General features: G+C 68.6%; 30 protein-coding genes. 17 read left to right on the forward strand and 13 right to left on the reverse strand.

Annotation, left to right across the window (positions count from 1 at the left end; genetic code table 11):
* Nucleotides 1-3: 3 nt before the first annotated feature.
* A complete protein-coding gene (hrcA, locus tag LX88_RS28840; protein WP_090070623.1) occupies nt 4-1,026 on the reverse strand; it encodes a heat-inducible transcriptional repressor HrcA in 1,023 nt (340 codons plus the stop codon).
* Between the two features lie 125 nt (nt 1,027-1,151).
* Between hrcA and LX88_RS28845 the strand changes: the two genes are divergently transcribed.
* Nucleotides 1,152-1,346, forward strand: coding sequence for a hypothetical protein (locus tag LX88_RS28845; RefSeq protein WP_258950896.1), 195 nt, complete (start codon nt 1,152-1,154; stop codon nt 1,344-1,346).
* On the opposite strand, the gene hemW is transcribed toward LX88_RS28845, so the two are convergent.
* Nucleotides 1,347-2,555, reverse strand: coding sequence for a radical SAM family heme chaperone HemW (hemW, locus tag LX88_RS28850; protein WP_258950897.1), 1,209 nt, complete (start codon nt 2,553-2,555; stop codon nt 1,347-1,349).
* Nucleotides 2,556-2,924: 369 nt separating this feature from the next.
* Between hemW and LX88_RS28855 the strand changes: the two genes are divergently transcribed.
* From LX88_RS28855 to LX88_RS28905, 11 genes are all read left to right on the forward strand, one after another.
* Nucleotides 2,925-4,604: a nitrite/sulfite reductase gene (locus tag LX88_RS28855; protein ID WP_258950898.1), complete on the forward strand. Its 1,680-nt coding sequence runs from the start codon at nt 2,925-2,927 to the stop codon at nt 4,602-4,604.
* The gene (locus tag LX88_RS28860) at nt 4,601-4,759 is read left to right on the forward strand and encodes an Insertion element protein (protein ID WP_090006108.1); all 159 of its coding nucleotides are present in this window, start codon (nt 4,601-4,603) and stop codon (nt 4,757-4,759) included. Before LX88_RS28855 ends, LX88_RS28860 begins: the two co-directional genes overlap by 4 nt.
* Entirely contained in the window at nt 4,756-5,451 is a 696-nt protein-coding gene (locus LX88_RS28865) for a phosphoadenylyl-sulfate reductase (RefSeq protein WP_258950899.1), read from the forward strand. Before LX88_RS28860 ends, LX88_RS28865 begins: the two co-directional genes overlap by 4 nt.
* Nucleotides 5,448-6,365, forward strand: coding sequence for a sulfate adenylyltransferase subunit CysD (cysD, locus tag LX88_RS28870; protein ID WP_258950900.1), 918 nt, complete (start codon nt 5,448-5,450; stop codon nt 6,363-6,365). The genes LX88_RS28865 and cysD overlap by 4 nt, the downstream gene beginning before the upstream one ends.
* On the forward strand, nt 6,366-7,709 hold the full coding sequence (locus LX88_RS28875; protein WP_258950901.1) for a sulfate adenylyltransferase subunit 1: 1,344 nt from the start codon (nt 6,366-6,368) through the stop codon (nt 7,707-7,709).
* 14 nt (nt 7,710-7,723) lie between these two features.
* The gene (locus tag LX88_RS28880; protein WP_258950902.1) at nt 7,724-8,773 is read left to right on the forward strand and encodes an ABC transporter substrate-binding protein; all 1,050 of its coding nucleotides are present in this window, start codon (nt 7,724-7,726) and stop codon (nt 8,771-8,773) included.
* Nucleotides 8,774-8,803: 30 nt separating this feature from the next.
* A complete protein-coding gene (locus tag LX88_RS28885; RefSeq protein WP_258950903.1) occupies nt 8,804-9,580 on the forward strand; it encodes an ABC transporter ATP-binding protein in 777 nt (258 codons plus the stop codon).
* A complete protein-coding gene (locus LX88_RS28890; RefSeq protein ID WP_258950904.1) occupies nt 9,564-10,436 on the forward strand; it encodes an ABC transporter permease in 873 nt (290 codons plus the stop codon). The genes LX88_RS28885 and LX88_RS28890 overlap by 17 nt, the downstream gene beginning before the upstream one ends.
* On the forward strand, nt 10,433-11,128 hold the full coding sequence (locus LX88_RS28895; RefSeq protein ID WP_258950905.1) for a sirohydrochlorin chelatase: 696 nt from the start codon (nt 10,433-10,435) through the stop codon (nt 11,126-11,128). The genes LX88_RS28890 and LX88_RS28895 overlap by 4 nt, the downstream gene beginning before the upstream one ends.
* Before the next feature lie 79 nt (nt 11,129-11,207).
* Complete coding sequence (locus LX88_RS28900) at nt 11,208-11,603, forward strand: hypothetical protein (protein ID WP_258950906.1); 396 nt, start codon at nt 11,208-11,210, stop codon at nt 11,601-11,603.
* A gap of 512 nt (nt 11,604-12,115) precedes the next feature.
* Entirely contained in the window at nt 12,116-12,730 is a 615-nt protein-coding gene (locus LX88_RS28905; RefSeq protein ID WP_258950907.1) for a cyclase, read from the forward strand.
* A gap of 30 nt (nt 12,731-12,760) precedes the next feature.
* On the opposite strand, the gene LX88_RS28910 is transcribed toward LX88_RS28905, so the two are convergent.
* Nucleotides 12,761-13,213: a MarR family winged helix-turn-helix transcriptional regulator gene (locus LX88_RS28910; RefSeq protein ID WP_258950908.1), complete on the reverse strand. Its 453-nt coding sequence runs from the start codon at nt 13,211-13,213 to the stop codon at nt 12,761-12,763.
* Nucleotides 13,200-13,814 (reverse strand): DJ-1/PfpI family protein, encoded by a 615-nt coding sequence (locus tag LX88_RS28915; protein WP_258950909.1) that lies wholly within the window; start codon nt 13,812-13,814, stop codon nt 13,200-13,202. The genes LX88_RS28910 and LX88_RS28915 overlap by 14 nt, the downstream gene beginning before the upstream one ends.
* Before the next feature lie 62 nt (nt 13,815-13,876).
* On the opposite strand from LX88_RS28915, the gene LX88_RS28920 reads away from it, so the two are divergent.
* Nucleotides 13,877-14,647: an enoyl-CoA hydratase family protein gene (locus tag LX88_RS28920; RefSeq protein ID WP_258950910.1), complete on the forward strand. Its 771-nt coding sequence runs from the start codon at nt 13,877-13,879 to the stop codon at nt 14,645-14,647.
* Here the strand turns inward: LX88_RS28920 and LX88_RS28925 are convergent.
* From LX88_RS28925 to LX88_RS28940, 4 genes are read right to left on the reverse strand one after another with little or no spacing between them, the layout of a single operon-like run.
* A complete protein-coding gene (locus LX88_RS28925; RefSeq protein ID WP_258950911.1) occupies nt 14,644-15,060 on the reverse strand; it encodes a YjfA family protein in 417 nt (138 codons plus the stop codon). The genes LX88_RS28920 and LX88_RS28925 overlap by 4 nt on opposite strands.
* Before the next feature lie 43 nt (nt 15,061-15,103).
* Complete coding sequence (locus LX88_RS28930; protein WP_258950912.1) at nt 15,104-15,367, reverse strand: barstar family protein; 264 nt, start codon at nt 15,365-15,367, stop codon at nt 15,104-15,106.
* Nucleotides 15,364-15,813, reverse strand: a complete 450-nt coding sequence (locus LX88_RS28935) for a guanyl-specific ribonuclease (RefSeq protein ID WP_258950913.1) — start codon at nt 15,811-15,813, stop codon at nt 15,364-15,366. Before LX88_RS28935 ends, LX88_RS28930 begins: the two co-directional genes overlap by 4 nt.
* A complete protein-coding gene (locus LX88_RS28940; RefSeq protein ID WP_258950914.1) occupies nt 15,810-16,016 on the reverse strand; it encodes a hypothetical protein in 207 nt (68 codons plus the stop codon). Before LX88_RS28940 ends, LX88_RS28935 begins: the two co-directional genes overlap by 4 nt.
* Nucleotides 16,017-16,086: 70 nt before the next feature.
* Between LX88_RS28940 and LX88_RS28945 the strand changes: the two genes are divergently transcribed.
* Together LX88_RS28945 and LX88_RS28950 are read left to right on the forward strand one after the other, a co-directional pair.
* The gene (locus LX88_RS28945) at nt 16,087-17,055 is read left to right on the forward strand and encodes a quinone oxidoreductase family protein (protein WP_258950915.1); all 969 of its coding nucleotides are present in this window, start codon (nt 16,087-16,089) and stop codon (nt 17,053-17,055) included.
* Nucleotides 17,056-17,163: 108 nt separating this feature from the next.
* A complete protein-coding gene (locus LX88_RS28950; protein WP_258950916.1) occupies nt 17,164-18,582 on the forward strand; it encodes an amino acid permease in 1,419 nt (472 codons plus the stop codon).
* Here LX88_RS28950 and LX88_RS28955 read toward each other — a convergent pair.
* From LX88_RS28955 to LX88_RS28970, 4 genes are read right to left on the reverse strand one after another with little or no spacing between them, the layout of a single operon-like run.
* Nucleotides 18,557-20,086 (reverse strand): DUF885 domain-containing protein, encoded by a 1,530-nt coding sequence (locus LX88_RS28955; protein WP_258950917.1) that lies wholly within the window; start codon nt 20,084-20,086, stop codon nt 18,557-18,559. The two genes, LX88_RS28950 and LX88_RS28955, sit on opposite strands and share 26 nt — an antisense overlap.
* Nucleotides 20,086-21,609, reverse strand: a complete 1,524-nt coding sequence (locus LX88_RS28960; protein ID WP_308203467.1) for a DUF885 domain-containing protein — start codon at nt 21,607-21,609, stop codon at nt 20,086-20,088. Before LX88_RS28960 ends, LX88_RS28955 begins: the two co-directional genes overlap by 1 nt.
* Before the next feature lie 10 nt (nt 21,610-21,619).
* Nucleotides 21,620-22,876, reverse strand: coding sequence for a nitronate monooxygenase (locus LX88_RS28965; protein WP_258950918.1), 1,257 nt, complete (start codon nt 22,874-22,876; stop codon nt 21,620-21,622).
* Entirely contained in the window at nt 22,798-24,270 is a 1,473-nt protein-coding gene (locus LX88_RS28970; RefSeq protein WP_258950919.1) for a chitinase, read from the reverse strand. The genes LX88_RS28965 and LX88_RS28970 overlap by 79 nt, the downstream gene beginning before the upstream one ends.
* A 97-nt stretch (nt 24,271-24,367) precedes the next feature.
* Between LX88_RS28970 and LX88_RS28975 the strand changes: the two genes are divergently transcribed.
* Both LX88_RS28975 and LX88_RS28980 read left to right on the forward strand, forming a co-directional pair.
* Nucleotides 24,368-24,799, forward strand: a complete 432-nt coding sequence (locus tag LX88_RS28975; RefSeq protein WP_258950920.1) for an HD domain-containing protein — start codon at nt 24,368-24,370, stop codon at nt 24,797-24,799.
* 73 nt (nt 24,800-24,872) lie between these two features.
* Nucleotides 24,873-25,100 (forward strand): hypothetical protein, encoded by a 228-nt coding sequence (locus LX88_RS28980; RefSeq protein WP_258950921.1) that lies wholly within the window; start codon nt 24,873-24,875, stop codon nt 25,098-25,100.
* A 55-nt stretch (nt 25,101-25,155) separates the two neighbouring features.
* On the opposite strand, the gene LX88_RS28985 is transcribed toward LX88_RS28980, so the two are convergent.
* Entirely contained in the window at nt 25,156-25,767 is a 612-nt protein-coding gene (locus LX88_RS28985; RefSeq protein WP_258950922.1) for a class I SAM-dependent methyltransferase, read from the reverse strand.
* Nucleotides 25,768-25,814: the final 47 nt, after the last annotated feature.

Consider the following 25,814-nt stretch of genomic DNA (forward strand, 5'->3'; position numbering starts at 1 on the left):
TGGTCAACGACCGGTCAGGATCTCACCGACATAGTTGGCGACCGCACGGACGGCGGCCATGGTCCCGGGGTAGTCCATGCGCGTCGGTCCGACGACACCGAGACCCCCGAGCGGGTTGTCACGGCTGCCGTAGCCGATGGACACCACGGAAGTGCTGCGCATCTCAGCGGCCTCGTTCTCCTCGCCGATGCGCACCAGCACGCGACCGGGGTCGCGGGAGGCGGCGAGCAGCTTGAGCACGACGACCTGCTCCTCCAACGCCTCCAGCACCTGCCGCAGCGAGCCCGGGAAGTCGGTGATGCTGCGCGTGAGGTTCGCGGTACCGCCGAGCACCAGCCGTTCCTCGGGGTGCTCCACCAGCGTCTCGATGAGCACAGTAGCGACTCGCAGCATCGGATCGCGCAGGTTCGGCGGAACCTCGTCGGGCAGCTCGGCGACCTTGGCACTCGCCTCGGCCAGCCGCTGCCCCGCCATCGCCTGGTTCAGCACACCGCGCAACTGGGCCGTGTGCTCCTCGCTGATCACGTCCCCGAGCTCGACGATGCGCTGGTCGACGCGGCCGGTGTCGGTGATGAGCACCAGCATCAGCCGCGACGGCGTGATCGGCAGCACCTCCAGGTGACGCACGGCCGCGCGCGACAGCGTCGGCACCTGGATCACCGCCACCTGGCGGGTCAGCTGCGCGAGCAACCGCACGCTGCGGCGCATCACGTCGTCGAGGTCGATCGCGCCGTCGAGGAAGCTGCGGATGGCCCGCTTCTCGGCCTGCGAGAGCGGCTTGATCTCACTCAGCTTGTCGACGAAGAGCCGGTAGCCCTTGTCCGTCGGCACGCGTCCCGCGCTGGTGTGCGGCTGGGCGATGTAACCCTCGTCCTCCAGCGCGGCCATGTCGTTGCGCACGGTCGCGCTCGACACACCCAGGTTGTGCCTGTCGACCAGGGCCTTCGAGCCGACGGGCTCCTGGTTGGACACGTAGTCGGCGACGATGGCGCGTAGCACCTCGAACCGACGCTCATCGGCGTTCACCGCTGTTCACCTCCGTGTCCACTGCTCCCGAGTTTACCCAGCCGGATTCGTGCCCGGTGGCGGCTCTGAAGTCGTGCTCGATCCGGGCTCCGGTTTCTGTCGGTGCCGCTCGCTAGGGTCCAAACGTGGACAACGTGGTGTGGCTGCGGCCACCCGGCAAACCATGCCTGGTGCTCAGCGCCGACGAGTGGTGGAAGGGCTCGGTCGTCTGGGAGGAGACCCGCAGGGAGGACGGGCTCTGGTGGGGCACCGTGACGTACGACAAAGAAGGCCAGAAGGTCACCGAGGTGCGCAGTCAGCACGACCTGCGCGCCCGCTGATCAGGGAAGCAGCCGCCTGACCACGGCGTCGGCGAGCAGCCGGCCGCGGTCGGTCAGCACGCAGCGGTCGTCGTACGGCTCCAGCAACCCGTCGGCGATCGCCTGCTCGGCCTCCTCACGGCCGGCCTCGTCCAGCACGTCGACGGGCAGCCCTTCGGCGAGGCGCAGTTCCAGCAGCACCCGTTCGACGCGCTGGTCCTCGGCCGACAACGTCTCGCGGCCTGCGGCGGGCGACTTGCCCTCGGCCAGCAGAGACGAGTAGCGCGCCGGGTGCTTCACGTTCCAGAAGCGCACGCCGCCGACGTGGCTGTGGGCACCGGGGCCGAAGCCCCACCAGTCGGCGCCCTTCCAGTACAGGACGTTGTGCCGGCACTGCGCTTCCACGGACGTCGCCCAGTTCGACACCTCGTACCAGGAGAAGCCGGCGCCGCTCAGCACCGAGTCGACCATCTCGTACGACGACGCCAGCACGTCGTCGTCGGGCATGGGCAGGTCGCCGCGGCGGATGCGGCGGGCCAGGCCCGTGCCGTCCTCCACGATCAACGCGTAGGCGGACACGTGGTCGACGCCCGCGGCCAGCACGGCGTCGAGAGACGCGGCCAGATCCGAGGGCCGCTCCCCCGGTGTGCCATAAATCAGGTCCAGGTTCACATGTTCGAACCCGGCCGCGCGGGCCTCCAGCGCGGCCTCACCCGGACGGCCTGGCGTGTGCTTGCGGTCCAGCACGGCGAGAACGTGCCGGGCCGCGGACTGCATGCCCAGCGACACGCGCGTGTAGCCGGCCGAGCGAATGCCGGAGAAGAACTCGACGGACGTCGACTCGGGGTTCGACTCCGTCGTCACCTCGGCGCCGGGGGCCAGGCCGAACGACTGGCGCACAACGTCCAGCACCTCGCCGAGACCCGACGCACCCAGCAAGGAAGGCGTACCGCCGCCGACGAACACGGTTTCGGCCGGCGGAGCGTCCCCGAGAACAGAAGCGGCCAGGTCCAGTTCGCGGCGCAGGCCCTCCAGCCACGACTCCGGTGACGCCGAGGAGCCCAGCTCACCGGGCGTGTAGGTGTTGAAGTCGCAGTAGCCGCAACGGGTCGCGCAGAACGGCACGTGCACGTAGATGCCGAAGGGGCGCGTGCCGACACCGGCGAGAGCGGAAGGGGGAAGCGAACCGTCGGCGGGCGCGGGCTCGCCATCGGGCAAAGCGGAGGGCATGACTCCCAGTGTCCCCTACACGGCCCGAATGGCGGTGTTCGACCAGGGAAAGTATCTGTCGGTGACAGAAGTATTACGGAGTGAAACCAGCCTAGGATGTCAACTCACCCTCGTCAATCCCAGCATTCGGTTGGCGGTGGACCACGCACTGGACGGCATGCACACTGAGGTCATGCATTCGACTGGAGTCCGCCTCGTGGCCCGCCGCCACGTCGACTTCCGTCGTGTCTCCAGCGCGATGTGCCGTCGTTCGGCATGACCGCGCGCTGATTTGTTCCCGTCAGCGCTCGGCGCGCTGACGACGCCCCCACCACAAGCACCTCCGGGCTCGCACGCGCACTGAGCGCCTCGAAACCCCGGAGGATGGCGATGGCCACGCCGCAGACGTCACCGCGTGCCAAGCAGCGTCGCGGCGAGGGGCAGTGGGCACTCGGATACCGAGAGCCGCTGAACCCCAACGAGCGGAGCAAGAAGGACGACAACCCGCTCAACGTCCGCGCCCGCATCGAGAACATCTACGCCCACGGCGGTTTCGACTCGATCGACCCTGCCGACCTGCGGGGACGGTTCCGCTGGTACGGCCTGTACACGCAGCGCAAGCCCGGCATCGACGGCGGCCGCACGGCCACGCTGGAGCCGGAGGAGCTGGACGACGAGTTCTTCATGATGCGCGTCCGCAGTGACGGCGGTGCGCTCACCACGCAGCAGCTGAGGGTCCTCGGCGAGATCTCGCAGACCTATGCGCGCGACACCGCGGACATCACCGATCGGCAGAACATCCAGTACCACTGGATCCGGGTCGAGGACGTTCCCACGATCTGGCAGAAGCTCGAAGCGGTGAACCTGACGACGATGGAGGCGTGTGGCGACAGCCCGCGCGTCATCCTCGGCTCGCCGGTCGCGGGCATCTCCGTGGACGAGGTCATCGACGGGCAGCCGGCGATCGACACGATCCTCGAGCGCTACATCGGCGACCCGCGCTTCTCCAACCTGCCGCGCAAGTTCAAGACGGCCATCTCCGGTCTGCAGGACGTCGCGCACGAGATCCACGACATCGCGTTCGTCGGCGTGAACCACCCCGAGCACGGGCCGGGCTTCGACCTCTGGGTCGGTGGCGGCCTGTCCACGAACCCCATGCTGGGCAAGCGCCTGGGCGCCTGGGTGCCGCTCGACGAGGTGCCGGACGTGTGGGAAGCCGTCATCAGCGTCTTCCGCGACTACGGCTACCGCCGCCTGCGCCACCGCGCGCGCATCAAGTTCCTCGTCGCCGACTGGGGTCCGGAGAAGTTCCGCCAGGTCGTCGAGGACGAGTACCTCAAGCGCAAGATGATCGACGGCCCGGCGCCGGAGACCCTGGACCAGCAGCTCGACCACATCGGCGTGCACAAGCAGAAGGACGGCCTGTTCTACGTCGGTGCCGCGCCCGTCGCGGGCCGCGTGTCGGGCTCGATCCTCGTCGAGGTCGCGAAGTTCGCCGAACGGGCGGGCTCCGGCCGCGTCCGCTTCACGCCGCAGCAGAAGATCATCGTGCTGGACGTGCCCGAAGCCGAGATCCCGACGCTCAAGAGCGACCTCGCCAAGCTGGGCCTGCAGGTCGACCCGTCGCCGTGGCGCCGGGGCATCATGGCCTGCACCGGCATCGAGTTCTGCAAGCTCGCGATCGTCGAGACCAAGGCGCGTGCGGTCGACCTCGTCACGCAGCTCGAAGCCAACCTCAAGGACATCGTCGACGGCGTCACGGCGCCGATCACCGTGCACATCAACGGCTGCCCCAACTCCTGCGCCCGCATCCAGACCGCGGACATCGGCCTCAAGGGCCAGATCGTCACGGACGAGTCGGGCAACCAGGTCGAGGGCTTCCAGGTGCACCTCGGCGGCGGTCTCGGCCTCGACGCCGGGTTCGGCCGGAAGTTGCGCGGCCACAAGGTGACCGCGGCCGAACTGCCCGAGTACGTCGAGCGGGTCGTGCGGAACTTCGTCGCCCAGCGCGAGACCGACGAGCGGTTCGCGCAGTGGGTCGGCCGGGCGGAAGAGGGTTCGCTGCGATGACCGAGAGGGCGACGCCGTTCTACTGCCCCTACTGCGGTGACGAGGACCTCCGGCCGCAGGAGGAACCCAGCTACGCGTGGCTGTGCACCGGGTGCCGCCGCGTCTTCAAGGTCTCGTTCGTCGGGCTCAACCTGCCGCAGGAGGTGAAGAAGTGAGCGATCTCAAGGAAGACCTCAAGATCGTCGCCGACGCGGCCGAGCAGGAGCTGAGGGACGCGAGCCCCGAGGAGGCGCTCGAGTGGGTCGCGCGGACGTTCGGTGACAACTACATCGTCGCCTCGAACATGCAGGACGCCGTGCTGATCGACCTCGCCGCCAAGGTGAAGCCGAACTTCGACGTGCTGTTCCTGGAGACGGGCTACCACTTCCCGGAGACCATCGGCGTGCGTGACGCCGTCGGGGTCGTCTACCCGGAGGTGCGCGTCGTCAACGCCGCCGCCGAGCAGTCCGTCGCGGACCAGGAGGCGGAGTTCGGCCTGCTGTACCAGTCGGAACCGGCCCAGTGCTGCAACCTGCGGAAGGTGATCCCGCTGCGCCGCGAGCTTGCGAAGTACGACGCGTGGGTCACCGGCGTCCGGCGGGTGGACGCCCCGACCAGGGCGAACACACCGATCGTGCAGTGGGACGACCGCAACGGCCTGGTGAAGATCAACCCGATCGCGCCGTGGAGCGACGACGAGTTCAACGCCTACATCCGCGAGAAGGGCGTCCTCGAGAACCTGTTGGTGCAGGAGGGTTATCCCTCCATCGGCTGCCTGCCGTGCACCGCCAAGCCGTTGCCGGGACAGGACGCGCGCAGCGGCCGGTGGGCCGGCCAGTCGAAGACGGAATGTGGGTTGCACGGATGAACTCCAAGAATGGGGCCAGCACAGTTCTGGACACCCTGGGACGCCTCGAATCCGAGGCGATCCACATCTTCCGCGAGGTCGCGGGCGAGTTCGACCGGCCGGTGATCCTCTTCTCCGGCGGCAAGGACTCGACGCTGCTGCTGCACCTCGCGATCAAGGCGTTCTACCCGGCGCCGGTGCCGTTCCCGTTGCTGCACGTCGACACCGGGCACAACTTCGACGAGGTCATCGAGTTCCGCGACCGCGTCGTCGCGCAGCACGGCCTGCGCCTGGAGGTCGCGAAGGTCCAGGACTGGATCGACGACGGCCGCCTGGAGGAGCGCCCGGACGGCACGCGCAACCCGCTGCAGACCGTGCCGCTGCTGGACTCCATCACGCAGCACAAGTTCGACGCGGTCTTCGGCGGCGGGCGCCGGGACGAGGAACGGGCCCGCGCCAAGGAGCGGATCTTCAGCCTGCGCACGGCGTTCGGCCAGTGGGACCCGAAGCGCCAGCGCCCGGAGCTGTGGAACCTCTACAACGGCCGGCACCGCGCCGGTGAGCACGTCCGCGTGTTCCCGCTGTCGAACTGGACCGAGCTCGACGTCTGGAACTACATCGAGCGCGAGGGCATCGAGCTGCCCGACATCTACTACTCGCACCAGCGCGACGTGTTCCTGCGCGACGGCATGTGGCTCGCCGAAGGCCCGTGGGGCACGGCGCGCGACGGTGAGACGTTGCTGCGCAAGACGGTTCGTTACCGCACGGTCGGCGACGGCTCCTGCACGGGCGCCGTCGAGTCCGACGCCGCCGACATCCACGCGGTGATCGCCGAGGTCGCCGCGTCACGACTGACCGAGCGCGGCGCCACGCGGGCCGACGACCGGCTGTCCGAGGCCGCCATGGAAGACCGCAAGCGGGAGGGTTACTTCTAAATGAGCGACCTGTTGAGGCTGGCCACGGCGGGCAGCGTGGACGACGGCAAGTCCACGCTGGTCGGCAGGCTGTTGTACGACACCAAGTCCGTGCTCGCCGACACGCTCGACGCGGTGCACCGCGCCAGCGCCGACCGCGGTCTCGCGACGCCGGACCTGTCACTGCTCGTCGACGGCCTGCGGTCGGAACGCGAGCAGGGCATCACGATCGACGTGGCGTACCGCTACTTCGCGACGCCCAAGCGGTCGTTCGTGCTCGCGGACACCCCCGGGCACGTCCAGTACACCCGCAACACCGTCACCGGCGCCTCCACCGCGCAGCTCGCGGTCCTGCTCGTCGACGCGCGCAAGGGCGTCATCGAGCAGACCCGGCGCCACGCGGCGGTTCTCGCGCTGCTGGGCGTGCCGCGGCTCGTCCTGGCGGTCAACAAGATCGACCTCGTGGACTACGACGAGGTGACGTTCTTCCGCATCGCCAAGGAGTTCACGGCGCACGCCACGGCCCTGGGCTACACCGAGGACGCGGTCGTCCAGATCCCGGTGTCCGCGCTGGCGGGCGACAACGTCGTGGACAAGTCCGCGAACACGCCCTGGTACTCCGGCCCGACCCTGCTGGAGCACCTGGAGACCGTGCCGGTCGAGCCCGACCCGCACGACGCCGCTTTCCGCTTCCCGGTGCAGTACGTGATCCGCCCGCGCACGGCCGAGCACCTCGACTACCGGGGTTACGCCGGTCTGATCGCGGCCGGCACGATCAAGCCGGGCGACGAGATCGTCGTGCTGCCGTCGGGCCGCCGCTCGACGGTCACGAAGATCGACACGGCGGACGGCGAACTGACCGAGGCGGCGGCCGGCCAGTCCGTCACGCTGCTGCTGGCCGACGACATCGACATCTCGCGCGGCGACCTGATCTCGGTGGCGGGCAACGAGCCCACGGTCACCGACGAGCTGGACGCCACGCTCTGCTGGCTCGCGGAGAAGCCGCTGCGGCCCGGCGCCCGAGTCCTCGTCAAGCACGGCACGCGCACCGTGCAGGCGATGGTCACCGAGCTGCGCGACCGCTTCGACGAGCAGAACCTGTCCAGTGTGGACAGCCCTGCGTCGCTGGAGCTCAACGAGATCGGCCGAGTGGCTCTGCGACTCGCGGAGCCCGTTCCGCTGGACGACTACAGCTTCAGCCGGCGCACCGGGTCCTTCCTGGTGATCGACGCGAGCGACGGTTCCACGCTCGCCGCCGGACTGGTCGGGGCTCCGCTGCCGCTGCTTGAGGACGGCGTGGAGAGCTGTACCGGGGGTAGCGCCGCTACCCCCGACACCCACGCCCTCGTCTCCCCCGGTCCCTGAAAGGCCATTTCCCCGTGAACCTCAAGCCCGCCATCGCCGTCGCACTGATCGCACTGACAGCCCTGTCCGGTTGCAGCCGCGCCGGTTCCACCGACACCCCTGCCGCCGAGTCCAAGGGTGCCGCCGCCGAGGTCCGCCTCGGGTACTTCCCGAACGTCACCCACGCCGCCGCGCTGATCGGCGTCGAGCAGGGTCTGTTCGCGAAGGAGCTCGGCGGCACCAAGCTGACGACGCAGACGTTCAACGCGGGCCCCGACGAGGTCAACGCCCTGCTGGGCGAGTCGCTCGACATCGCGTACATCGGCTCCGGCCCGGCGATCAACGCCTACGCGAAGTCCAAGGGCGAGGCCGTGAAGCTCATCGCCGGTGCCACCTCGGGTGGCGCGCAGCTCGTGGTCAAGCCCGAGATCAACTCGATCGAGGACCTCAAGGGCAAGACCATCGCGACTCCGCAGCTCGGCAACACGCAGGACGTGGCGCTGAAGAAGTACCTGGCGGAGAAGAACCTCACCGGCCAGGTGACCGTGCAGAACGTGGAGAACGCGGCTTCGCTCGACCTGTTCAAGAAGGGCGACATCCAGGCGACCTGGTCGCCGCAGCCGTGGTCGGCGCGCATCGTCGCCGAGGCGGGCGCGAAGGTGCTGCTGGACGAGAAGACGCTGTGGGACGGCGGGGCGTTCCCGACCACCGTGGTCATCGTGCGGACGAAGTTCCTGCAGGAGCACCCGGAGACGGTCGAGGCCGTGCTGAAGGCTCACGTCGCCGCGATCGACTGGGCGAAGGCGAACAAGGACGAGGCCAAGAAGTCCGTGAACGCCGCGCTGGAGAAGCTCACGTCCAAGAAGCTCGGCGACAAGGTCCTCGACGCCGCGTGGGACAACATCGAGCTCACGACCGACGCGCAGGCCAAGCACTTCCCGCAGCTCGCGAAGGACGCCGTGACGGCGGGCGTGGCCAAGGAGGCCCCGAACGTCGCCGGGTACGCCGACTTCACGTTGCTGAACAAGGTTCTCCAGGCACAGGGCAAGCCGCAGGTGCAAGCAGCCGGACTGGACCAGAAGTAAGTCTTCGACGCCGAGGGAAGGCACACGACCATGACCGCCACGCTCGAGACCACTGTTCCGTCCACTGTGGATACTGCCGTTGAACTGTCCGGGGTCCGGAAGGTGTTCGGCCACGGCAACTCGGCCGTGGTAGCGCTCGACGGGGTCGACCTGCGGGTCAAGCCCGGCGAGTTCGTGTGTCTCCTCGGCGCGTCCGGCTGCGGCAAGAGCACGCTGCTCAACATCGTCGCGGGCCTCGACGCCGCGACGTCCGGTGAGCTGCAGCTCAACACCTCACGCCCCGCCGTGATGTTCCAGGAGCCCGCGCTGATGCCGTGGCTCACCGCCGCGCGCAACGTCGAACTGGCACTGCGCTTCGCCGGTGTCGGCCGGCTGGCGCGCAAGCGCCGCGCGCTGGACCTGCTGGAACTGGTGCGGCTGGGCGACGTCGCGGACAAGCGCCCGCACGAGCTCTCCGGCGGTATGCGTCAGCGCGTGGCCCTGGCCCGCGCACTGGCGTCCACCACCGTCTCACCGGACGGCGCTCCCGCCCTGCTGCTGATGGACGAGCCGTTCGCGGCCCTCGACGCCATCACGCGGGACGTGCTGCAGAGCGAACTGCTGCGCGTCTGGGAGACCACGAACACCGCGATCATCTTCGTGACGCACGACGTGCGCGAGGCCGTCCGCCTCGGCCAGCGCGTCGTGCTCCTGTCCTCACGTCCCGGCCGCGTCGTGCGCGAGTGGGACGTCACGGACTCCTCGACCGAGGTCCTCGACGAGATCAACACCCATCTGCGAGAGGTCATCAGTGGCCACGCCTCCTGACACGCTCGACAAGGTCGGCGCCGGCCTCGACGCGCTCGATGTGCCGGTAGAGGCACACCGGCCGCCGGTCTGGCGCCGCTTCCTGAAGACGGGCGTGCCACCCATCATCGCCTTCGCCCTGCTCCTGGGCGTGTGGCAGGCGTTGTGGGCTTCGGCTGTGCTGCCCGAGTTCCAGCTCCCCGCTCCCATCAACGTGTGGGACGAGCTGGTCCGCTCGATCTCCACCGGCGAGGCGTTCGGCATCCTGTGGACCTCGCTGCACCGCGCGGTGCTCGGGTTCCTGGCGGCCGTCGTGATCGCGACACCGCTGGGTCTGCTGATCGCCAAGGTGCGGGTGGTGCGCGCGGCGATCGGGTCGTTGCTGACCGGCCTGCAGTCACTTCCCTCGGTGGCCTGGGTCCCGGCGGCGATCCTGTGGTTCGGCGTGACGCCGTCCACGATCTACTTCGTGGTGCTGATGGGATCGGTCCCGTCGATCGCGAACGGCCTGGTGGCGGGCATCGACCAGATCCCGCCGCTCCTCCCGCGCGTGGGACGCGCCCTGGGCGCCGGCCGGCTCGCTTCGGCCCGCCACATCCTGCTTCCCGCCGCCCTGCCCGGTTACCTGGCGGGTCTCAAGCAGGGCTGGGCGTTCTCGTGGCGCTCGCTAATGGCCGCGGAGATCATCGCGACATCGCCCCAGCTCGGCGTCGGCCTCGGGCAGTACCTGCACAACGGCTCGTCGCTGAACGACATCAACATGGTGATCGCCGCGATCTTCCTGATCCTGCTGGTGGGCATCGGGATCGAACTGCTGCTGTTCCGGCCTCTGGAACGCGCTGTGCTGCGGGCCCGCGGACTGACGGGGGCGCTGTGATTCCTCTTGTCGCCGTCGCCCACGGCAGCCGCGATCCCCGTTCCGCCGCGTCGATTCACGCTTTGCTCGATGTGGTGCGCTCGCTGCGGCCCGAGTTGGACGTCCGCGGCTGCTTCCTGGACCTGTGCGCGCCGCGGTTGAACGACGTGCTGCGCGGACCCGCCGTGGTCGTACCTTTGTTGCTGGGCAAGGCTTATCACGCCCGCGTCGACGTTCCCGCCGCCGTGGCCGAGTCCCGCGTGCCCGCTGTGGTGACGGACGTGCTGGGGCCGGATCCGCGGCTGGAGTCGGCTGCGTTGCGGCGGCTGTCCGAAGCCGGGGTCTCCTTCGGGGACCGGTCTTTGGGTGTGGTGCTGGCCGGCGCCGGGTCCTCGCACGGTCCGGCCAACGAGGCCGTGGCGCGCGTGGCTCGGCGGTGGGCTCGGGAGTCTGGGTGGGCCGGAGTGGAGGCTGCGTTCGCGTCGATCGCGTCGCCTAGCGTGCCTGAGGCGATCGAGCGGTTGAAGGCTCGTGGTGCGTCGCGGATCGCCGTGGCGTCGTGGTTCCTGGCGCCGGGGTTGTTGCCGGACAAGGTCGCTTCGCTGGCTGGGGATGCTGTGGTGGCGCGGCCGTTGGGTGACGACGTCGAGGTCGCGCAGTTGGTGCTGGACCGGTACGACTTCGCCCTGGCTCGTCAGACGGTCGCTGCTTAGCTTGCGCTGCAAGCAACTCCTTGATTTACGCGCAAGCACCCGAGCGGGGATTGTCGGTGTCACCTGCGATCCTGTTTGGATGCATATGTTCGTCGACGAGACCGAACGCGGTGGTCACCTGCTCGCCGCGACGCTCGTCGCCCCCGCCGCGCTGCACTCGACCCGGTCGCTGATGCGGAGCCTGCTGCTGCCCGGCGAGCGGCGAGTGCACTTCAAGTCCGAGAAGGACAGCCGCCGCAAGTTCATCGTGTCCCGCATCGTTGAACGGACCTTCGACGTCGTCGTGGTGTCCAGCCGCGAGAAGGGCGACTCGGCGCGCGCCGTTCTGCTGGAACGGCTGGTGACAGAAGCGGTCGACCGAGGAGTGAGCCGGCTCGTTCTCGACTCTCGCGACCACGCGGGCAACGCACGCGATCGTGTCGTCCTTGCGCGCACGAAGGCGCGCGACGCCGGCATCGTTTACGAACACATTTAGTCGTCCGCCGAACCGGCGTTGTGGGTGAGCGACGCCGTGGCCTGGTGCCTGGGAGCGGGTGGCGACTGGGTGCGGCGGATCGGTCCCGTCGTGACCCACGTCGAACCCTGAAAAGCGCGAAGCCCAGGCAGCAACCGTCCGGAAGCGCACCTGGGCTCACTTCCTCCGCCTAGTGGCAGAGGCTATGCGCACAGCCTAGCACATTTGAGCCCAACCGCTCACCGACCTGCCGGTGAATCCTTCTCCAAAAAGCGCGAAGCCCAGGCAGCGACCGTCCGGACGCGCACCTGGGCTCACTTCCTCCGCCTAGCGGCGAAGGCTCTGCACCTAGCCTAGCGCGTTGAGCCCAACCGCTGCCGCACACCACTTCCGGCCGCCGCCACAAGATCGAACACACAGCGCCGTTCGGGCGATGTGAACCGTGAACTGTTGACGTGAAACCTACTCATGAGTAGTCAGGTGATTACGCCGCGTGCTGGAAGTGTCCCTCGTCCACTCATCGGGGAGAGGCCATGAAGCTAGCCGGAATCGCAGCAGCCGCACTGGTACCGATGCTGATGTTCGCCGCGAACGCGTCAGCAGCAGCTCCGCAGACCATCACCTACAAGCTCCGGGCGAGTGCCGCCGGGCAGTCGTCGGACTTCACGCTCGACCAGGGCGTCGACGCGGCGGCGCCCGCGACCGTCGCACCCGGCGGCACCCTCGCGGTCACGATCGACCCCGCGCCCAACAAGATCCCGACCGAGGCCGGCGGCCGGCAGGTGCGGGAGATCAAGGGGCTCGCGCTGAAGTTGCCGGTGCCCGCCAACTCGACGTTCCGGTCCGCGTCGCTGTCCGGCGGGGCTGGGCTGGGTGGTACGCCGACGGTTGCCTTGCAGGGCAACGACGTCGTGTTGAGCGTGCCCGGTCCGATCAAGGGCGGCGCGGACTTCGAGCTGCCGACCGTCACGATCAACCTCCAGGCCGGAGGTACCGGGACGATCACCACGAAGCTGGGTGGCACCAGCTACGACGCCCCGGGCCTCACCTTCACCGCCGTCGTCACGGTCATCGGGTTTCCGGTCAACGCCGCCGCGAAGGGCTACCCGGACCCGAGTCCCGTGCTGACCACGACCACGATCGGCTAGCGATCCCGATGCCCAACCCCCTGCCGGGCATCAGGAAGTAGCCGCGACCAGTGCGGTCATCGTGGCGAGCGTCGTGCGCAGGTCTTCCAGCGAGACCTGCGCACTGACGCGGTTGGCCCACTCGTACTGCGCGTCCCGCAACCGTTCGATCGCGGCGAAGCCCTCCGGGGTCGGCTGTACCAGCTTCGCGCGGGCGTGTGCCGGGTTCGGCAGGTACTCCGCCAAACCCTTGTCCACCAACAGGTCCGCGATCCGCTGCACGGACTGCCGCGCCAGCCCCATCTCCCGCGCGATGCCCGAGACGGACAACGGCTCGCGCAGCACCGCACCGAGCACCTGCCACCACGCCGCGGTCAGGCCGACGGGCTTCGTCATCACCTCGGCCGCGTCGAGGAACGCCCCGTACAAACGGAAAGTCCTCATCACGACGTCGGTCAGCACGTCGCCCGACTCGGTCCTGGACGCCGGCTCAGCCCTGGACACTGGCCACCAGCTTCCCGAACGCCTCGGCGGAGTCGTCGCGGTTGAACTCGTACCAGGCCTCCCGGGTCCCCGGCGAGAACGTCTCCAGCTCCGCCAGCACCTCCCGGGCGAACTCCAGCGAGGAAGCGCCGCCCGCCGTGATCACGCCGTCAGCGCGCACCACACGTTCGTCGCGGTAAAACGCCGCGCCACCGTAAGAACCAAGCTCCTCAGGGAAGTTCGACGTGTGCGGCACGTCGTCGAGCAGCCCTTCGGCCGCCAGCCCGATCGCCGCCCCGCAGATCGCCGCGATCGGCTTGCCCGCCTCGCGGAACCGCCGCGCGAGCTTCCCGAACGCCGCCAGCGAACCGGACTCCCACCCGTCGCCACCCGGCAGGACGAGCATCGCCGCGTCCTCCACGGAAACGTCCTCGATGGCGATGTCCGGCAGCATCCGCACGCCGCCGACCGTGCGGATCGGGTCCGTGGTCAGCCCGACCGTCCGCAGCTCGTACCGCCCCGGCTGCTGCTGGAACTGCTGCAGGCTCACCTGGGCGGCCACGTGGCCGTACTCCCAGTCGGCGAGCTGGTCGGCCAGAACGAGGTACACCGTCTTTGTCATGACAGTAGACTGTCATAGTTGACAGCATGCTGTCAACAGAGCCGGAAGCTAAGGTCAGCGCCATGGCAGACGAGCTGGTCCACTACGAGGTGCAGCGTGGCATCGCGACGATCACGCTGGACTCCCCCCACAACCGCAACGCGCTGTCCTCGCAGCTGCGCCGGGAGCTCAAGGAGCACCTCACCAGCGCGGCGGGCGACGACCAGGTGCGCGTGGTCGTGCTGACCCACACGGGCTCCGTGTTCTGTTCGGGCATGGACCTCAAGGAGGCCGCCGGTGCGAGCGCGGGCGACCAGGGCGTCAACGAGTTCCCCGCGATCCTCGAACAGCTCTGGACCAGCCCGAAGCCGGTCGTCGCGGCACTGAACGGCCCGGCCCGCGCGGGTGGCGTCGGCATCGTCGCGGCGTGCGACATCTCCATCGCCGCCACCGGCGCCACGTTCGCGTTCAGCGAGGTCAGGATCGGCGTCGTGCCGGCCGTCATCTCGGTGACCGTGCTGCCGCGCCTGCTCCCCCGCCAGGCGCACGAGCTGTTCCTGACCGGCGAGACGTTCGACGCGAAGCGCGCGGTCGAGATCGGCCTGCTGAACTCCGCGACCGACGACGTCGACGCGGAGGTCCGCCGCTACACGGACATGCTCGCGCTCGGTGCCCCCAACGCGCTCGCGGCCACCAAGGAGATGCTGCAGCAGGAGAGGTCCACGAACCTCGGCGAGGTCTTCGCGGACATGCTCGAGCTGTCGGCACAGCACTTCGGCGGACCGGAGGGCCAGGAGGGCATCACGGCCTTCAAGGAGAAGCGCAGGCCGTCCTGGGTGCCCGCGGAAGGCTAGAACCAGCCGGTGCACTCGATCATGCCCTGCGAGGAACCGCAGGCCCGCATGACCTTGCCGTCGTCCTTGAACGCCTCGGTGTACTTCGCGGAACCCGAGTCGATCCTGGTGTAGCCGAGGAAGCCCTCGTGGCCGTTGCCCGAGGGCTCCTTGCGGTCCGCCCAGATCTCCTCGCCGGGCGTGCCGTGGGAGATGCGGGCCCAGGCGCACTGGGACTTGTTCGAAGCGCGCAGCTCGACCACACGGCCGTTGCGCATGGTCACGGGGTTGTCGCCGTCGATCGTCTCGAACGGCGAGAAAGCCCCCTCCTGCGTGCAGTCGGGGTCACCGGCGAACGACACCGCCGGGCAAAGCACTCCTACTACCGCCACGACGCCGAGCGCACAGCTCAAGCGGCGGAATTGCGTTCCCATGGCAGTGCACTGTCCACTCCGGACGCCACCACCGCAGCCCCAGTCACCGTTCTGTGCGAATCACGCGCACTTTCCGGTCACCTGATCCAGCGGTCTGCTTCGCGGCGTCACGCAGCACCTCGAGCACCGAGGAGTCCAGCCCCGCAGGCACGACCAGCACGTATTCACCCTCGGGCAGCCACGAGAGGTCGGTCAGGCTGTCGTACAGGGCGTCGAGGTTCTGCCCGAACCACTCGGGAAAGTCCAGCGCGGCGGCAATGGCCGAGATCGCGGCGGACTTCTCCGAAACGAGAATGTGCCGTTTCATTTCTTCACGTCCACGACGACGAACGACGAATAGTGGTCGCCGGTGTAGAAGACTTCCTTCTCCGAACCGGTGACGAGGCGACGCGCGCCGCGATCGGTGCTTCCCGGCGTCGGCACGGTGTACTCCTTGTAGTACCCGGAGTTCTTGGCAGGCAGCCGCTTCTCCCGGTTCTGGAACGTCACGCCGTCGTTGCGCGGGTGCGGGAACGGCCCGTTCGCCTCGATCAGCTTCCAGGTCTTGCCGGCCTCGGCGGGCAGCTTCGACAGCGGCTCGATCTCCAGCCCGGAGTTCGAGCCGGGCACGGTCTCACCGTCCGCCGCGCTCGTGACCACCGGCTTCGAGGTCCCAGGAGGCGGCTCCGCCGAGTTGTCCTTGACGAACCACCCGATGACGACCAGCGCGAGGAGCCCGACCAGTGCGACGGTCAGGCGACGACCAGGGCTCACGCGGCAACCTTCTCGGGTTCGGGCTCGGCGTCAGGGACCGACGCCGGGTTCTTCGCTCCCCAGTCAGCGACCCGGTCGATCAGCCGCGCCACGCCCAGGCAGAGCGGGAGCACCACGACCATCACGACGGGGAACTGCACGGCGACGGGCAGCTGCACGACCCACAGCTCGACCCCGTCCCACCACTGCACCAGCCAGTCCACGCACCTCAGCCTAGTCTCGTGACCGGTGTCACGGCATTTGGCCACGATCCAGGTGGGTATGTTGCGAACCATGTTCGCCGTTTACGCAGCAGAACCCAGTCCTGAGAACCCGCTGGCGTCGCTCCGCGTCGGCGAGCGCCCCGACCCCGAGGTTCCCGCCGGGTGGGTGCGCGTCGCGGTCAAGGCGGCCAGCCTCAACATGCACGACCTGTGGACGTTGCGCGGCGTCGGCATCAAGCCAGAGCAGTTCCCGATGATCCTGGGCTGCGACGGCGCCGGTGTCCTCGACGACGGCACCGAGGTGGTGCTGCACTCCGTCATCGGAGACCCGGACTGGACCGGCGACGAGACGCTCGACCCGAAGCGCTCGCTGCTCACCGAGAAGCACCAGGGCACGTTCGCCGACCACGTGGTCGTGCCGGCCCGCAACGCGCTGCCCAAGCCCGCGGACCTCACGTTCGCCGAGGCCGCCTGCATGGGCACGGCGTGGCTGACCGCGTACCGGATGCTGTTCGTGAAGTCCGGCCTGCGCCCCGGCCAGACGATGCTCGTGCAGGGCGCGTCGGGCGGTGTGTCGACCGCGCTGATCCAGCTCGGCCGCGCCGCCGGTTTCCGCGTGTGGGTCACGGGCCGAAGCGAGGAGAAGCGCGCACTGGCCACCACCCTCGGCGCCCACGACGTCTTCGAGTCCGGCGCGCGGTTGCCCGAACGGGTCGACGCCGTGTTCGAGACCGTCGGCAAGGCCACCTGGTCGCACTCGATGAAGGCGCTCAAGCCCGGCGGCATCGTGGTGATCTCCGGTGCGACGTCCGGTGACGCCTCCGCGGCCGAGCTCCAGCGGTTGTTCTTCCTGCAGCTGCGCGTGGTCGGCTCGACCATGGGCACGCGCGAGGAACTGGGCGACCTCATCCGGTTCTGCGCGATCAACGGCCTCAAGCCGCAGATCGGCGCGGAGCTGAAGTTCGAGGACGCCGAACAGGGCTTCCGCTCGATGCTGGACGGCGAGACGGCGGGCAAGATCGTGTTCAGCCGCCCGTAAACAGCACGAAAAGCCAAAAAGCGGCCCTCTGATTGGTGGGTCCGGACAAACCGCGTGACAGTGAACACGCATAGGTTCGCCCGGACCCACTCATCAAGGGAGCTAGGCATGACCACACAGGGCGTCTTCAGGCGCAAGCCCATCGAACAGATCGCCGAGGACAAAGGCGACGGGCTCACCAGAACACTGGGCCTGTGGCAGCTCACGGCGATCGGCATCGGCGGCATCATCGGCGCGGGCATCTTCTCGCTCGCGGGCGCCGTCGCGAACAAGACGGCGGGCCCGGCCGTGCTGATCTCGTTCCTCATCGCCGGTGTCGCGAGCGCGGCGGCGGCGTTCTCGTACGCGGAGTTCGCGGGCCTGATCCCCAAGGCCGGCAGTGCCTACACCTACGGTTACGCGGTGCTGGGCGAGATCGTCGGCTGGTTCATCGGCTGGGACCTGCTGCTCGAGTACACCGCGATCGTGGCGGTGGTCGCGATCGGCATCTCCGGCTACTTCACCGAACTCCTCAGCCTGCTCAACCTCCAGCTGCCGCAATGGATGCTGGGTGCGCCGGGCACCGAAACAGGTGACGTCACCGCGGGCACGTACAAGGTGAACCTGTTCGCCGTCCTGCTGTGCCTGCTCATCGCGTACGTGCTGAACATGGGCATGAAGAACGCCGCACGGTTCGAGACCACGTTGGTGTACCTGAAGGTCGCGGTGGTGGCGCTGGTCATCGTCGTCGGTGCGTTCCACATCGACACCGACAACTACAACCCGTTCTTCCCGTTCGGCCTCTCGGGTGCGCTCACGGGTGCGGCGACGGTGTTCTTCGCGGTGTTCGGCTACGACGCGATGTCGACGGCGGCGGAGGAGTCCAAGGACTCGCAGCGGCACATGCCGAAGGCGATCATCTACTCGCTCGCGGTGTCGATGGTCCTGTACGTGCTGGCCTGCCTGGTGCTGACGGGAATGGTGAACTACAAGGACGTCGACGCGGAGTCCGCGTTCGCCACGGCGTTCGCCGACGTCGGCCTGCCCGCGCTGGGCATCATCATCAGCGTCGGCGCCATCCTCGGCATCACGACGGTGCTCTTCACGTTCTTGATGGGCGCCGCCCGCGTCGGTTACTCGATGAGCCGCGACGGCCTGCTGCCCCAGTGGTTCGCGAAGTCGCACCCGGTGAAGCGCGTGCCGTCGCGCATCACCTGGGTGCTGGGCATCGCCTCCGCGGTCATCGCCGGTTTCCTGCCGATCGCGGAGGCCGCCGAACTCACCAACATCGGCATCCTGCTGGCGTTCGTCGTCGTGTGCATCGCCGTGATCGTGTTGCGCTACAAGCAGCCCGACCTCCCGCGCACGTTCAGGACGCCGGGCATGCCCGTGGTGCCGATCATCGGCGTGATCTTCTCGCTCTGGCTGATCACGTTCCTCAACCCGGAGACGTGGCTGCGGTTCGGGGTCTGGTTCCTGATCGGCCTGATCATCTACTTCGCCTACTCGAAGCGGCACTCGCTCATGGAGCGTCAGTCCAGGAAGTGACGATCTGGTCGAGGGTGGAGAGCGGCACCGCGCCGCTCCCCACCACCAGGTCGTGGAACGCCCTGATGTCGAACCTGTCGCCCAGCTTCGTCTCGGCCTCGGCCCGGACGCGCTGGATCTCCAGGCGCCCCACCATGTACGCGAGCGCCTGGCCCGGCGTCTCGATGTACCGGTCGATCTCGGAGTCGATCTCGGGCTCGGTCATGACGGTGTTCTCGCGCAGGTAGTCGACGGCCTGCTGCCGCGACCAGCCGAACGCGTGGATGCCGGTGTCCACCACGAGCCTCCCGGCGCGCATCGCGTCGAGTCCCAGCATCCCGAGGCGCTGCTCGTCGGACGAGTACAGGCCCATCTCGTCGGCGAGGCGCTCGGTGTAGAGGCCCCAGCCCTCCAGGTACGCCTCGATGAACGCGTACTTGCGCATGTTGGGCAGTTCCGTCTCGGCGGCGATCGAGAACTGGTAGTGGTGGCCCGGCACGGCCTCGTGGAACGCCGTCACCTCGGACAGCGTGCGGCTGCGTTCGGTGGCGCCCAACGGGTTGAGCCAGTAGGTGCCGGGACGGCTGCGGTCGGCGGGCGCGGGCTGGTAGAACGCGATGGCCGACGTGCTCTGCTCCCCCTCCGGCACCGCGCGCACCTGGCAGCCGATGCCCGGCATGCGGCCGAACCACTTCGGCGCCTCGGCCTCCGCGCGGGCGATCGCCGCGACGGCGTTCTCGATCATCTGCTCTTCGCTGTCCCACAGCATCTCCGTGCGCAACCGCCGGAAGATCTCCGGAACGTCGCTGACGCCCCACACCCGCGAACCGATCTCCGCGTACTCCTCGCGCAGCGACGCGATGATGTCGAGCCCGAGCCGGTGCAGCTCGTCGGGCGTGCGGGAGGTCGTGGTGTAGCTGCGGACCAGGTTCGCGTAGTTCGCCTCGCCCTCGGGCAGCCAGCAGAGCCCGGCCTTGTCGTCGCCGCGGCCGTCCTCGATCGACGCCAGCACGTCGCGGAACCCGGCGACGGCGGTGCGGATCTCCGCCGAGTGCCCGCCTTCCCACTCCTGCGCCGGCAGGGCCAGGAAGGCGTCCATGCGGTGCACACCGGTCCGGAGGTGCCGGCTCAGCGGTCGCCGGTCGGAGTTTCGAACCCTCTCGGCGGCCTGCTCGATGAACCGCGGGTACTTGTCGAGGCGCTGGGACACGTTCAGCTTCGAGGAGATCATGAGCAGGCTGTTCACCGGCGAGCTCATGGTCGCGACGCTGTGCTCGACCAGCCTGGCGTCGATGCGGTCGACGATCGCCGTGCCCTGCTGCTTGATCACCGCGAGCGTGACGGCGTCTTCGGTGTCGTCCGTCTCGGCCCTGTCCAGGAGAGCGGTGATCCGGTCGCGGTCGGTCTTCTGGCCGTCGGCGCTCAGGTCACCGAGCTCGTTCTCCCAGCCCGGCACCCCCAGCATCGTGGCGTGCAGCGGCGAGTAGTCCATCATCGCCTGGAACATGTCATCTGCGAGCGACATCAGGTCCTCCTGGACCAGTCGGAAACGAGTTTGCCGAGCGTGGGCAACGGCACGATGCCGTTCTGCAGCACGAGGTCGTGGAACTCCTTGATGTCGAACCGGTCGCCCATCGACGTCCTGGCCTCCTCGCGCACGCGCTGGATCTCCAGGCGTCCCACCATGTACGCGAGCGCCTGGCCGGGCGCCTCGATGTACCGGTCGACCTCGGACGTGATCTCCGCGTCGTCCATCGCGGTGTTCTCGCCCAGGTAGTCGATGGCCTGCTGCCGGGGCCATCCGAGCGCGTGCAGGCCCGTGTCGACCACCAGCCGGCCGGCGCGCATGGCGTCGAGGCCCAGCATGCCCAGGCGTGCCTCGTCCGACGAGTACAGGCCCATCTCGTCGGCCAGGCGCTCGGTGTAGAGGCCCCAGCCTTCGAGGTAGGAGTCGATGAACGCGAACTTGCGCACGTTCGACAGTTCGGTCTCGGCGGCGATCGAGAGCTGGAAGTGGTGGCCGGGAATGGCTTCGTGGAACGCCGTCACCTCGGACACCGTGCGGCTGCGTGCGGTGGCGTTCAACGGGTTCACGAAGTACGTGCCGGGACGGGACCCGTCGAGGGCCGCGTCCTCGTAGTACGCGAACGCGGCGTTGTGGCGGTCGACCTCCGGCACGAACTTGATCTCGCAGCGCGCCAGGGGCAGCCGCCCGAACCAGTTCGGCGCCTCGGCCTCGGCCCGCGCGACGGCGTCGACCGCACTGACGAGCATCTCGTCCGCGTTGTCCCACAACAGGTCCGTGCGCAGCCGCCGGAAGATCTCCCGGACGTCGCTGACACCCCACACCCGCGAACCGATCTCCGCGTACTCCTCGTGCAGCCCGGCGATCAGGTCGAGCCCCAGCCGGTGCAGTTCGGCGGGGCTGTAGGAGGCGGTCGTGTAGTCGCGGACGAGCTTGCGGTAGTTCTCCTCGCCGTCCGGCAGCCAGCACAGGCCGGCCTGCTCGTCGTCACGGCCGGGCAGGCCCAGCAGGACCTCGCGGTACCGGGCGAACGCGGGACGCAGGTCCGCGTCGCCCTCCCACTCCTGGCGCGGCGAGGCGAGGAACCGTTCGACGTACGCCGCGCCGTTCTCGACGTGCCGGCGCAACGGTCTGCGGTCGGTGTCGAGCAACCGTCGCCGAGCCTGTTCCAGGAACCGCGGAACGAGGTGCGTCCGCTGGGAGAAGTCCACCTGGGATGCGGTCCTGAGCAGACCCGCGACCGGTGCGTTGGCCCCTCTCGACACCGTGTGCTCGACCAGCCGCGCGTCGATCCGGGTGATGATCGACTCGGCCTGGTGCCGGATCACGTCGCGCGAGACCTGGTCCTCGTCGCTGTCGTCGAGGCGCTCGAGGATGCCGGTCAGCCGCACCCGCAGTGCCTGGTGGCCGTCGACGCTGAGATCTTCGAGCCTGTCGTCCCAGCCCGGCACACCGATGAGCGTGGCGAACAGCGGGTTCGAGTCCATCAGAGCGTGAAACATCTCATCGGAGAGCGAGGTCACGCCCTCCTTCTTAGCCGCGCGGGAACCGCTCTGCCAAGGAATTGATCGTTTCCGACAGCTCGGCGCCGATCCGCCGCACCAGCTCCCCCGCGGGTTCGGCCGTCGCGAGCGGGTACGTGGTGCCCGCCCAAAGGGACATGACCTCCACCTCACCGGTCGCGCGCACGGGCCTGGTCAGGTGATGCACGTTCGGGTACGCGGCGGGCGCGTGCGGGCCCTGCTCGACCAGGAACCGGTTCACCAGTCCCCGCGCGGGCCGTCCGCTGAACGCCCTGGTGAGCGCGGTGCGCCGGACCCCTGCGGCGAGCGCTTCCCGTTGTGCCGCATTGGTTCCCGCCTCCGGGCAACCGAGGAACGCGGTGCCGAGCTGAGCCGCGACCGCACCCGCCGCCAGCACGGCGGCGACGTCGGCGCCGGTGACGAGGCCGCCGGTCGCGATCACCGGCAGGCCGACGGCGGCGCGCACCAGCCTGATCGCCGCGAGGGTGCCGTACAGGTCACCGCCGCCGGGCGAGACGCCGTCGTCGACGAACGTGCCGCGGTGACCGCCCGCGTCGGACCCCTGCACGCACACGACGTCGGCGCCGATCTGCTGCGCCTGCCGTGCCTCGCTGGGGGTCGTGACGGTCACGACGACCGTGGAGCCCGCTGCCTTGAGCCGGCGCACGTCGTCGACGTCGGGCAGACCGAAGGTGAACGACACCACGGGCACCCGCAGCGCCAGGACGAGTTCGAGCTTCGCCGCGTAGTTGTCGTCGTCCCAGCGGGGATCGCCGGGGGCCGCGCCGACCTTCTCCGCGTAGGACGTGACGCGTTGCACGTAAGAGGAAATGTCCGCTGTCGGCCGTGTGCCAGGCACGAAAAGGTTGACCCCGAACGGTTTGCTCGTGAGCTCGCTCGTGCGCGTGATCTTCTCCGCGAGCTGCTCGACGGTGATGTACCCCGCCGCCAGGAACCCGAACCCGCCTGCTTCGCTCACCGCGGCGACAAGTTCGGGGGTGGAGGGGCCACCTGCCATCGGCGCGGCGATCACAGGCACGGCCAGCGTGTGGAACATGAAGGACAACCTAGTGCGATCGGGCGCCGAATGCCTGGTGAAGCACTGTGTCCTTGGTGACGTGAGGACCGCTCCGGACGGACGTCCGGCGCCACGTCCACTGTGGACGTGGCGCCGACCGGTTCCATCATCTAGGGCAGGGAGTCCAGATGAGGAGCGACCGTGTTGGCGAACTGCCAGTTGTTGGAAGCGTCCCAGTTGATCGACCACGTCATGGCGCCGCGGATGGACGGCCAGGTCGTGCTCGGCTTGAACGTCCCGCAGTTGGTGCCACGGGCGAGGCAGCTGAGCGCGTTGTTGACGTTGGACGGCGACTGGTAACCGCCGCCGGCACCGGACGGCGACGCCGGCAGGCCGAGGCCCACCTGGTCGGCGCGCAGACCGGACTGCAGCTGGATGCACGCGAGCGCGGTCAGGAAGTTGACCGTGCCCTGGCTGTGGACCTGCTGGTCGCAGCCGAGCATCGAACCGGAGTTGTAGTACTGCATGTTGACGATCGTCAGGATGTCCTTGGTGGCCAGCGCCAGCTTGAAGTACTCGGCGTTGACGTTCTGCATGTCGATCGTCTGCGGCGCCATGGTGATGACGGTGCCGCCACCGGCGTGGATGGCACGCAGCGCCTGGCCCATGTACTGGGCGTTGACGCCGTTCTCCAGGTCGATGTCGACGCCGTCGAAGCCGTAGCTCGAGATCAGGCTCTTGACGCTGTTGGAGAAGTTCGTCGCCGCCGTCGAGTTGCCGACGCTGATCGTGCCCTTCTCACCGCCGACGGAGATGATCACCTTCTGACCGCGGCTCTGCACGGTCTTGATGTCCGCGCGGAACTGCGCGTCGGTGTAGCCGCCGAGCTGGCTGCTCAGGCCGGGGTCGAGGTTGAACGCGACCTGGCCCTGCACCGCCGTGGCGTCGGCGAACGAGACCGCGATGATGTCGTAGGTGGTGGGGACGTCCGCCAGCTTCAGAGCGCGCGCACCGTTGTAGAAGTTCTGCCAGTAGCCCGTCAGGACGTGCTTGGGCAGACCGGTGTTCGGCGGGTTGCTGGTCGTGGTGGTGGTCGTCGTGGTCGTCGTAGTGGTGGTGGTGGTCGACGTCGTGGTGCTCGTGGACGTCGGCGGGGTGCCGGGACCGTCGAGGTTGACGTCGTCGGCGAAGTACGCGGGCTGGCCGTACCAGCCGTGCAGGTAGATCGTGACGCTGGTGGCGCTGCCGGTCGTGAAGTCGACGGTCAGCTGCGAGAAGCCGCTGGAGCCGGGCGTCCAGGTGTTCTTCTCCACGCCACCGGTGACGCCGAGGTAGACGTAGCTGCCCTGCACCCAGGCGGACAGCTTGTAGGCCGTGTTCGGCTGCACCGTCACGGTTTGCTGGCACCGCGCGTTGCTCTGCCCGGCGGGAGCGCCCTGCAGTGCGTACGTGCCGGTGCGCTTCGTGCTGTTGGTGACGCTCGTGCCCTCGGTGCAGGTCCAACCGCTGAGGTTGCCGGCCTCGAAGCCGCTGTTGGCCGCGAGGTTCGCGGCGGCAGCACTGCCGTTGATCACCAGCACCAGACCGGCGCACGCGAACAGCGCGGCGAGCAGCGCCACGGCTGCTCGTCTGGTCTTGGACATGGTCCACCTCCACACATCATGCGGCGGCCATGTTGTGAGTGGACTAAAAATGGACTAGACCACTGCCCCAGGTCAAGACCTGGTTTAGCTTGATGTCGTGTTCACCCTCGAAGACGCCATCGCGATCGCCACCTCGGCCCACGACGGGCAGGTCGACAAGTCGGGCCGGCCGTACATCGGACACCCGTTGCGGGTCATGACCGCCGTGACGGGAGAGCACGAGCAGATGGCCGCCGTCCTGCACGACGTCATCGAGGACACCCCGGTGACCGCGGACGACCTGCTCGCGCACGGCTGCCCCGCCTCCGTGGTCGACGCCGTCGTGGCGTTGTCGCACCTGCCGGAGGAGCCGCAGGAGGACTACCTGCGGCGCGTGGCCGCGAACCCGCTGGCACTCTCCGTGAAGCGCGCGGACATCAGCGACAACCTCGCGCCCGCCCGTATCGCCCGGCTGGACGAGGCGACGCAAGATCGCCTGAAGGCCAAGTACGCGCGAGCGCTCGGGTTGCTCGACGAGTACGTGAGCTAACTCGCTTCTTCATCGGTACAGGTCTACTGAACAGGGTGTATTATCGAAACGTAACCAAGATTGGAAGGACACGATGACCCGCCAAGACCTGTCCGTGAAGTCCCTGCGCTCGAGCCTGGCTTCCCGCCGTGCCGCTCGCACGAAGCGCCAGAGCCTGGAACGGCAGCTTGCCAGCTACACCACCGAGAGTGACCGGCTCGAACTGGACGCCATCCTGTCGCGCCACAGCGCGGAGGAGACCGGCGAGCTCCGTTCGATCATCAACCGCCAGGCGATGGACCGCTTGATCCGTTCCGCCTGACGAGTAACCCCTTGGGCCACCCCGGCAACGTTGCCGAGGGTGGCCTTCGCGTTTTCTAGAACAGCCGCTTGAGGGTCAGGACGTTGTCCTTGCGCATCTCCTGCTGACCGTCCGGCCCGGTGAGGGGCCGTTCCACCACCTCGTCGGTGACGATGATCCAGTTGTCCTTGAGCGCGAGGTGGTCGAGCACGTCCTTGGTCGTCGGGAAGTAGTAGTCCTGGTGCTCGGACCACGACGGCGCCCCCGCGTGCCCGCCGACGATCAGGTACCCACCCGGCGCCACGGCGTTCGAGGCCCGCTTGAGGATGCTGTTGCGCTCCCCGTCCTCCTCGACCGGCGAGTGCAGGAACTGTGCGCTCACCAGGTCGTACAGGCCCTCGGGGAACGTGGCCTTGAGGTCGTGCTGCTCCACCGAGATCTCGACACCGGCGTCGTACGCGTGCTTCAGCGCCCGGTCCAGCGCGACCTGCGACACGTCGACGCCCAGCACCCGCCAGCCGCGCTTCGCCAGCCAGACGGCGTCGCCACCCTCCGCGCACCCGATGTCGAGGGCGCTGCCGGGCTCCAGCCGTTCGGCCTCGCGCACCAGCAACGGATTCGGCTTCCCGGACCAGACCTGGTCCCGCTCCGAGTAGAAGGTCTCCCAGAACTCCTGCGCTGTCGTCATGCTTCCAAGGTGCCGCAGACCGTGCCGAATTGGCAATCAACGTTGCT

Source organism: Lentzea californiensis (assembly GCF_024648825.1).
In the GTDB taxonomy this organism is placed as follows: domain Bacteria; phylum Actinomycetota; class Actinomycetes; order Mycobacteriales; family Pseudonocardiaceae; genus Lentzea; species Lentzea californiensis.

Coding starts and splice junctions, on each gene's coding strand:
- LX88_RS28920 (WP_258950910.1), top strand. CDS start 13,877: ATGGCAGACGAGCTGGTCCACTACGAGGTGCAGCGTGGCATCGCGACG.
- hemW (WP_258950897.1), bottom strand. CDS start 2,555: ATGCCCTCCGCTTTGCCCGATGGCGAGCCCGCGCCCGCCGACGGTTCG.
- LX88_RS28915 (WP_258950909.1), bottom strand. CDS start 13,814: ATGACAAAGACGGTGTACCTCGTTCTGGCCGACCAGCTCGCCGACTGG.
- cysD (WP_258950900.1), top strand. CDS start 5,448: ATGAACTCCAAGAATGGGGCCAGCACAGTTCTGGACACCCTGGGACGC.
- LX88_RS28950 (WP_258950916.1), top strand. CDS start 17,164: ATGACCACACAGGGCGTCTTCAGGCGCAAGCCCATCGAACAGATCGCC.
- LX88_RS28970 (WP_258950919.1), bottom strand. CDS start 24,270: ATGTCCAAGACCAGACGAGCAGCCGTGGCGCTGCTCGCCGCGCTGTTC.
- LX88_RS28855 (WP_258950898.1), top strand. CDS start 2,925: ATGGCCACGCCGCAGACGTCACCGCGTGCCAAGCAGCGTCGCGGCGAG.
- LX88_RS28905 (WP_258950907.1), top strand. CDS start 12,116: ATGAAGCTAGCCGGAATCGCAGCAGCCGCACTGGTACCGATGCTGATG.
- LX88_RS28945 (WP_258950915.1), top strand. CDS start 16,087: ATGTTCGCCGTTTACGCAGCAGAACCCAGTCCTGAGAACCCGCTGGCG.
- LX88_RS28885 (WP_258950903.1), top strand. CDS start 8,804: ATGACCGCCACGCTCGAGACCACTGTTCCGTCCACTGTGGATACTGCC.
- LX88_RS28860 (WP_090006108.1), top strand. CDS start 4,601: ATGACCGAGAGGGCGACGCCGTTCTACTGCCCCTACTGCGGTGACGAG.
- LX88_RS28930 (WP_258950912.1), bottom strand. CDS start 15,367: ATGAAACGGCACATTCTCGTTTCGGAGAAGTCCGCCGCGATCTCGGCC.
- LX88_RS28925 (WP_258950911.1), bottom strand. CDS start 15,060: ATGGGAACGCAATTCCGCCGCTTGAGCTGTGCGCTCGGCGTCGTGGCG.
- LX88_RS28900 (WP_258950906.1), top strand. CDS start 11,208: ATGCATATGTTCGTCGACGAGACCGAACGCGGTGGTCACCTGCTCGCC.
- LX88_RS28985 (WP_258950922.1), bottom strand. CDS start 25,767: ATGACGACAGCGCAGGAGTTCTGGGAGACCTTCTACTCGGAGCGGGAC.
- LX88_RS28875 (WP_258950901.1), top strand. CDS start 6,366: ATGAGCGACCTGTTGAGGCTGGCCACGGCGGGCAGCGTGGACGACGGC.
- LX88_RS28980 (WP_258950921.1), top strand. CDS start 24,873: ATGACCCGCCAAGACCTGTCCGTGAAGTCCCTGCGCTCGAGCCTGGCT.
- LX88_RS28955 (WP_258950917.1), bottom strand. CDS start 20,086: ATGTCGCTCGCAGATGACATGTTCCAGGCGATGATGGACTACTCGCCG.